The 7,961-nt window shown below is 43.3% G+C and carries 4 protein-coding genes; 3 read left to right on the top strand and 1 reads right to left on the bottom strand.

What is annotated here, in order from left to right; all coding sequences use genetic code 11:
- Positions 1–536: 536 nt before the first annotated feature.
- Positions 537–2,024: an NAD-dependent epimerase/dehydratase family protein gene (locus tag DEM91_RS08130; protein WP_249858568.1), complete on the bottom strand. Its 1,488-nt coding sequence runs from the start codon at positions 2,022–2,024 to the stop codon at positions 537–539.
- A gap of 982 nt (positions 2,025–3,006) precedes the next feature.
- Here DEM91_RS08130 and rimP point away from each other — a divergent pair.
- The 3 genes from rimP (at position 3,007) to infB (ending at position 7,842) form a co-directional block, all read left to right on the top strand.
- On the top strand, positions 3,007–3,474 hold the full coding sequence (gene rimP, locus DEM91_RS08125; protein WP_249858567.1) for a ribosome assembly cofactor RimP: 468 nt from the start codon (positions 3,007–3,009) through the stop codon (positions 3,472–3,474).
- Positions 3,475–3,523: 49 nt separating this feature from the next.
- The gene (gene nusA, locus DEM91_RS08120; RefSeq protein WP_008124908.1) at positions 3,524–4,789 is read left to right on the top strand and encodes a transcription termination factor NusA; all 1,266 of its coding nucleotides are present in this window, start codon (positions 3,524–3,526) and stop codon (positions 4,787–4,789) included.
- 116 nt (positions 4,790–4,905) lie between these two features.
- Entirely contained in the window at positions 4,906–7,842 is a 2,937-nt protein-coding gene (infB, locus tag DEM91_RS08115) for a translation initiation factor IF-2 (protein ID WP_249858566.1), read from the top strand.
- The last annotated feature ends 119 nt before the right edge of the window (positions 7,843–7,961 follow it).

Raw genomic sequence — 7,961 nt, 5'->3', positions numbered from 1 at the left:
GATGCAAAGATAACAAATACTTATGAAATTATGTGCATGAAGAGAGGAGGGATGCAACTGGGTTTTACGACTGACCCGTTTTTATGTAAATTTGCAAGAGTACTGTTATATATAGGTAAGATATGACGACACTGGGATTTGTCTTATTGATAATTACTTGGGTAATTGTTGGCTTAGCAACAAGAGCCAGAAAGCACACGCCTCAAGATAAGTGGCAGCGGGAAGATAAGAGAAAACGCTTAGAAGAGGAGTATGCACAAAACCTTAAGGTGTGGCAGGAATGTAAGGAAGATATGAAGAGAAGGCTCAAGAGCTTTTTCGGTTGTTAATCGTTTGCTTCAAGAATAGCCAGCGACTTTGCCTCAAACCATAAATAACAATAAGAATCTCGACACTAATTTTGAAAGGCAAATAGAATGCTCTTTACCTCAAACCATAAATCACAATTAGACTCCCGGCACTGTTATATATAGGTGGCAGGCGCAACCAAAAAGATAGTTATTCATTCAAAAAAGTTCTTCCTTTTTCTTCCTTTTTCACTCTTGCGATCCTTTGACAATAGTCTCATCGTACACGTTGTGTTCGTCAGGGCTGTGGAGGGGCTTCCATACCTGGGCAAAGAAAGGATTTCGTTTTGCCTCTTCGTCGTAATTCCATGGCATGGGGAAGCACTCTGGACACCAGTGTCCACCCAAAAGAATAAGTCTTGGCGAGGCTTTGAATCTGTGACCAAAGGCACATTGCCATTCCAGTTTTGTCGTTAAATCGCCTTTAGTCATTTGGGTAGACAGGCATTTCCCTCCTCTATAAGCGGCAGCTTGCTGCATATCTTTAAGGTCCAGTTCTGTCAGTTGTTTTGATTCGTCATATCCATGGTTCAACAAGATGGGCTTGGAAGAAGGATAATACAATTTGAAGTGTTCCCACCCAGCAATTTCATTCCATGCCTTCATACTTCCATAAAAGGCTGTAATACGGGGTTCGATATTCTTTTTCTTCCAATAAAGTGGTCCCAAAGGTTTGTTGGCTGTGGGCTTAAATACGAGGTGTTTTATCAGTTTGGAGGCTACAAAGCGCGCCATTTTCATCTTGAGAGGAGCTTTTTCTGCCATTTCCTGAATAAACTCGTCAATCTTACCACTTCTAAAATGAAGATACGACTCTAATATATCCGAGTCGGTGTACCACTGACCGTGAAAGTTACGAAGTACAAACCAATCGGGTTCTACGACATCTTTGAGGTTCCCTATCTTTAGGGCTGTGAAAGTAAATTGCATGAATTCCCAGTTGACAGTTCGATATTCGGCACCGCCTCCAATGTTATAAATGCGGCACCAGAAATCTTCTGGTAAATCTTGGTTGCACACGTGGGAAAGTAATACTCCCGAATCTTTTGCGGTTACCCATTCTAAAACACCGTTGAGAGGTTGATGAAACATGATAGGGTCGAGCTTGTTGAGGATGGACGGATATAGGATGCCCGTCTGTCTCAGCGACACCCAATGCTTGAGTCCCGACTCGATGACCTCTCTTTCTGCCATGGCTTTAGACAGCGCATAGATGTCGTAGATGCTAATTTTGATAGGATCGCCAACGCGTCCCCAATGGATAGGGTCGTTACGGTCGCCCGTTTGTGCCACAGTACCGATATACACCAAATGTACACGGTCGGGATTGCTCTGTGCCTTGATGGCTCTGATGATGTTCTTCACCGCACCTACGTTGACCTGCAATGTCTTTTGAGGATAATAATCCGCAACGGGAGATACCATACCACCCACGTGAAGCACATAGTCGGCATTGTTTACTCCTTGAAGCACATCTTCGTAGCGGGTTAAGTCGCCATAAATAACCTCTACGCCTGATAGTTTTTCGTAAGGCGCAATGGCTTTTCGGTCGTTTTCGGTAGGAAGCACCAACAAGCAAATGTCAAATTCATCACGTCGTTGGAGCAGTTGTTTCAATCCTTCAGACCCCATGTGTCCAGTAGCTCCTGTTAAGAATATCTTCTTCTTTTTCATCATAGATGGTGCGAATTAGTCAATTATTTTATGTTGCCAGCGGCATGAAAGCAAGCCGTTTGTCAGTGGAACTTGCTTTCACAAAGGTATAAAAAACTGGGAAGATAGTCTCTATTTTTCACAAAGTTTTTCACCTTTTCGTACGACTCTTTTATAGAAGAAAGATGACTTCTTGTGAAAAAGCAATCTTTGTTCTTTTGTTTCAGCAACAATTCTAATGACATTGTTTTTCTCGCTCGCTCTCATTTGTTGTTACAACAATTACTCTTTCAATGAAAATTTTTGTCATTTTTGGTAGAGATATTCGGCTGCTTTTGTCCTATCATTTTACCAAAAAACGACCATCTAAAATCTTCAAAATAGAAAAATTTAATAGGCAAATGCTCAACAAAAATGGGCTGATTTTAACAAATGAGGTGTCTCTTCAAGCTAAAATATTGACTTAACGCTCTTGGAAGCACTCATTAGAGCTGTTATTCACATGCCACAGCGGCATTAAAGCATGCAAATAGCAGGCTTATCTCAATGCTTCAATCGCTCAAAAGTGGTAAAAACAGGAAAGAAAAGAGACGGCACGATCGTAACATTCATGATAACAGAGAATTACAAACCTTGCTCATATTTCGCGTATTTGCGACCAACTTTGTCCTTGGATATTTTGACGCGAGTTATGAGAGGCACTTTGTAAAGAAAATTCAGCATTTATTGTCCTTCCGTGCAATCTGTCAATTGAACGCAGAAAAAGAAGAGATAAACTCCTTAGCTCATTGAGATAGTAAAGTACGGGCAATGTATCAATTTAGAATTGAATAATTGGTATTTTATTTGGGAGTTTCATCAGAAATACGTACCTTTGCACTGTTCAGTGGAATGAGGGGCTTCGTCGAAAGCTCCTCATTTTATTTTGGATGTAGGGCGTAGCTCCTTTATCACAAGGAGTTTGCCGTTGTAAGGACAACGAATATATCGTTCTAATTAAATATATATGATTGATAAAAGTGTCGTAAAAGCGGTGGTTGAAGAGTGGCTTCAGGATAAAGAGTATTTCTTAGTTGATATTGAGGTGAGCCCCGATGACAAAATAGTTGTCGAAATCGACCATGTTGACGGCGTATGGATTGAAGATTGCGTAGAACTGAGCCGATATATAGAGAGTAGGCTGAGTCGTGACGAAGAAGATTACGAGCTGGAAGTGGGTTCGGCTGGATTAGGTCAACCCTTTAAGGTGCCCCAGCAGTATATCAATTTTATAGGTAAGGAAGTAGAAGTACTGGGTCGTGATGGGAAAAAAGTACAAGGCACATTGAAGTCTGTGAATGGAAATGACTTTGTTGTGGCGGTAGATGAAAAAGTAAAAATTGAGGGAAAGAAACGTCCTGAAATACAATTCGTCGACCATGCGTTCCAAATGGACCAAGTGAAATATACCAAGTATTTGATTAGTTTCAAATAAGTGAACCTATTGTAACAACTTGAATTATAAATTATAACAATATACCGCTATGGCAGCAAGAAAAAGTGAAGAAGAAACCATCAGTATGATTGACACTTTTCGTGAGTTTAAGGACACGAAAAATATCGACCGTGCTACTTTGGTTAGCGTATTGGAGGAGAGCTTTCGCAACGTTTTGGCCAAGATTTATGGGAGCGATGAGAATTTTGATGTGATTGTCAATCCCGATAAAGGTGATTTTGAGATATATCGCAACCGCATTGTCGTTGCAGACGGCGAGGTGGAAGATGAAAACAAAGAGATTGCCTTGAAGGAGGCGTTGGAAATAGAACCCGATTATGAAATTGGGGAGGAAGTGTCAGAACCCATTAACTTTTCAAAATTCGGTCGCCGTGCCATTCTTAATCTTCGGCAGACGCTGGCGTCGAAGGTGTTGGAACTGGAACACGATGCACTGTACAATAAGTACAAAGACCGGGTGGGACAGATTATCTCTGGCGAGGTTTATCAGATTTGGAAACGCGAAGTACTGTTGATAGACGATGAGAATAATGAGTTGATTCTCCCAAAATCAGAGCAGATACCCTCCGATCAATATCGCAAAGGCGAGACAATTCGTGCGGTTATCTTGCGGGTAGACAATGAGAACAACAATCCAAAGATTATCCTCTCTCGTACCAGTCCTGTTTTCTTGGAACGACTGTTAGAGGCAGAGGTACCGGAGATAAACGACGGTTTGATTTCCATTAAGCGAATAGCTCGTATGCCTGGCGAACGTGCAAAGATAGCCGTTGAAAGCTATGATGAGCGAATCGACCCCGTAGGTGCTTGCGTTGGTGTGAAAGGAAGCCGTGTACACGGCATCGTGCGTGAGCTGTGCAATGAGAATATCGATGTTGTTAATTACACATCGAATATCAAGTTGTTGGTACAGCGTGCTCTCAGTCCTGCACATATCAGTAGCATCAATATTGATGAAGAAAACCATAAGGCAGAGGTTTATTTGAAACCAGAAGAAGTAAGTTTAGCGATTGGTCGTGGCGGTCTGAACATCAAGTTGGCTTCTATGCTGACCGAATATACCATTGACGTGTTCAGAGAGGTTTCGGATGCCGATGCAGACGAGGATATCTACTTGGATGAGTTCGACGATGAAATTGATCAGTGGGTCATCGATGCCATTAAGAGCATCGGCTTAGACACTGCGAAGCAAGTGCTGAATGCACCTCGCGAGATGTTGATAGAAAAAGCCGATCTTGAAGAGGAGACCGTTGACAATCTGATAAAAGTATTAAAAGCAGAATTTGAGCAGTAGCATTCTATTCCAAAATTAACCCTTGGCGGCAATGCACTGGTAGAGTGTAAGCTCCAATTGTATCGCGAGAATAAGAGTGTGAACATCAATAAGAAATAAGAGTTAAATAAATATCAATGAGCATCAGATTAAACAAAGCATTACGTGAATTGAACATAGGACTTCAAACGGCAGTTGAATTCCTTGAAAAGAAAAGTGAGCTGGGAGAAGTGAAACCCGAGTTGAGCTTCAAACTGAACGACGACCAATACGGTGCGCTCGTGGAAGCTTTTAAGCAAGACGCAGAAGTGCGCAACCAAGCTGAAAAGATTTTTCAGAAAAAACCTAAGGAGAAGAAGCGTCCTTCTACTCCTAAAGAAGCCTCTTCCGCTCCTAAGGATAACCGTGCAGAGGAGTTACTCAAAACTTCTTCTCGGCAACAATACAATCCAATTGGCAAGATTGATTTGGATGCGATAGGGAAGACCTCCGCAGCCAAAGAACCTGTTGCTCAAGATACAACGCCTCAGGCGTCAAAAGCCGCTCAAGAGCCTGCTCCAAAACCAGCTGCTGCCGTCAGCTCGGAGCCTGAAAAGAAAGAAACTGTGAAGCCAGTAGAAGCAAAGGTAGCGCAACCAGCGCCTGCACCTGAAGCTCCTGTACAGTCTGACGCACCTCAAAAGGAAGAAAAACCTGCACCAAAGGAAGCAAAACCTGCATCAAAGAAAGAGAAGGTGAAGGTAGAAAAACCTGCTGAGAAGCAAGCTCAACCCAAAGAGGAGGAAGCACCTCAAAAAGAAACAGAGGTGGACGACGATGCTAAGAATGATGGCGATGAGCTTTTTCAGACCAAAAGTGAGCTGAAAATGCAGAATGCACCAAAGGTGAATGTGCTGGGTAAGATTGATTTGAGTGCAATCAACCAGAGCACACGACCAAAGAAAAAGACTAAAGAAGAGCGGCGTAAAGAACGTGAGGAAAAGCACGGCGGACGTAAGAAACGCGTGCGCATTAACCAAGAACGTGTAGACATCAATGCCGCCTCCAAGCAAATTGGAGGCAACGGAGGCAATAATCGTCCGAATAGTCAAGAAAGCGGTCGTAATGCCAACAAAAAAAATAATCGCAAAACTCGCAACAAAAACTACAATCAGAAACCTTTAGAGGTCAATGAAGAGGAAGTAGCACGTCAGGTAAAAGAAACCTTGGCTCGCTTGACCAGTAAGGGCAATCAGACCAAGAAGGGTGCACGTTATCGTAAGGAGAAGCGTGATGCCATACAAGAGCGCATGAGTGCGGAGGAAAGAGCAGAGCGTAAAGAGAGCAAAATACTGAAGCTTACCGAGTTTGTTACTGTAAGCGAATTGGCGTCCATGATGGATGTCGATGTGAACAAGCTCATTGGAACCCTGATGAGTGTAGGACTGATGGTGTCTATCAACCAGCGTTTGGACGCAGAAACCATTAACTTGGTAGCAGACGAATTTGGCTTCAAGACCGAATATGTGAGTGCTGAAGTGCAAGAAGCTGTGGCAGAAGAGATGGATGATGAAAACGATTTGGTGTCGCGAGCACCGATTGTCACCGTCATGGGACACGTAGACCATGGTAAGACATCACTTCTGGACCATATCCGCAACACCAATGTGATTGCTGGTGAGGCGGGAGGAATTACCCAGCATATTGGTGCTTATAACGTAAAATTAGAGAATGGGCGTAATATCACCTTCTTAGATACGCCTGGTCACGAAGCCTTTACTGCCATGCGTGCCCGTGGTACGCAGGTAACCGATATTGCCATTATCATTATTGCAGCCGACGACAGTGTGATGCCGACAACCAAAGAGGCGATAGCGCATGCACAGGCTGCCAATGTTCCAATGGTATTTGCCATCAACAAAATTGATAAACCCGGTGCAAATCCTGATAAGATTCGTGAAGACTTGGCACAAATGAACCTCTTGGTAGAAGAATGGGGTGGAAAATATCAATGTCAAGAAATTAGTGCGAAGAAAGGTATTGGAGTCAATGAACTGTTGGAGAAGGTACTCTTAGAGGCAGATATGCTTGATTTGAAAGCCAATCCCAACCGACGAGCAACAGGTAGTATCATCGAGTCGAGTTTGGATAAGGGACGAGGATATGTGTCTACCGTGTTGGTAAGTAATGGTACTTTACGAGTTGGTGACGATATCATTGCAGGAACCAGTTGGGGACGTATCAAGGCAATGTTTAATGTGCGTAATCAGCGCATTGAAGAGGCAAAGCCAGCAGAGCCAGCTATCATCTTAGGATTGAATGGTGCGCCAACAGCAGGTGATCAGTTCCATGTGTTAGAAACCGAGCAAGAGGTTCGAGACATTGCCAACAAGCGTATGCAGTTGCAGCGTGAACAAGGCTTGCGCACACAGAAACGCTTGACCTTGAGTGATGTCTCCCATCGTATCGCATTGGGTTCATTTAAGGAACTGAATATTATCGTCAAAGGTGATACCGACGGAAGTATCGAGGCATTGAGCGATTCCTTTATCAAGATGTCAACAGAAAAGATTAATGTCAATGTCATCTTTAAGTCCGTAGGACAGATTAGTGAAAACGATGTCACCTTAGCCGATGCATCTGATGCTATTATTGTAGGTTTCCAAGTGCGTCCTTCCGCTGCAGCTCGTAAGTTAGCAGAGCAGAATGGAGTAGAGATTAACACCTATTCGGTTATCTACGATGCCATTGATGACGTCAGGGCAGCCATGGAGGGTATGTTGGACAAGGTCAAGAAGGAAGTAGTGACCGGTCAGGTAGAAGTGAAACAGGTGTACAAAATTTCCAAGGTGGGTACTGTTGCTGGAGCCCTCGTCACCGAAGGAAAGGTACACCGTTCAGACAAGGCGCGTGTGGTACGCGATGGTATTGTAGTTCATACCGCACCTATCAATGCTTTGAAACGCTTTAAGGATGATGTGAAAGAGGTGGCTACTGGTTTCGAATGCGGTATCAGCTTAGTGAACTTCAACGACATTCTTGAAGGCGACATCATCGAAACCTTCACAGAGGTAGAGGTGAAGCAAACATTATAAAGAGGTATATTCCTTGACTTCGTAGACTCGTCTCTGCGAAGTGGCCTGCTCATTGTGTTGTATCAATGATATAACACATTGTTAGGAAGGATATGGAGAGATAATAGAAGCGGTCACAG

Origin of the sequence: Prevotella sp. TCVGH, assembly GCF_023522295.1 — a bacterium.
GTDB lineage: Bacteria > Bacteroidota > Bacteroidia > Bacteroidales > Bacteroidaceae > Prevotella > Prevotella timonensis.
Note: the sequence above shows the minus strand (reverse complement) of the source record. Positions and strands in the feature narration are given on the sequence as shown.

Excerpts from the sequence above, each read along its gene's own strand:
- nusA (WP_008124908.1), top strand. The coding sequence starts at position 3,524 with ATGGCAGCAAGAAAAAGTGAAGAAGAAACCATCAGTATGATTGACACT.
- infB (WP_249858566.1), top strand. The coding sequence starts at position 4,906 with ATGAGCATCAGATTAAACAAAGCATTACGTGAATTGAACATAGGACTT.
- rimP (WP_249858567.1), top strand. The coding sequence starts at position 3,007 with ATGATTGATAAAAGTGTCGTAAAAGCGGTGGTTGAAGAGTGGCTTCAG.
- DEM91_RS08130 (WP_249858568.1), bottom strand. The coding sequence starts at position 2,024 with ATGATGAAAAAGAAGAAGATATTCTTAACAGGAGCTACTGGACACATG.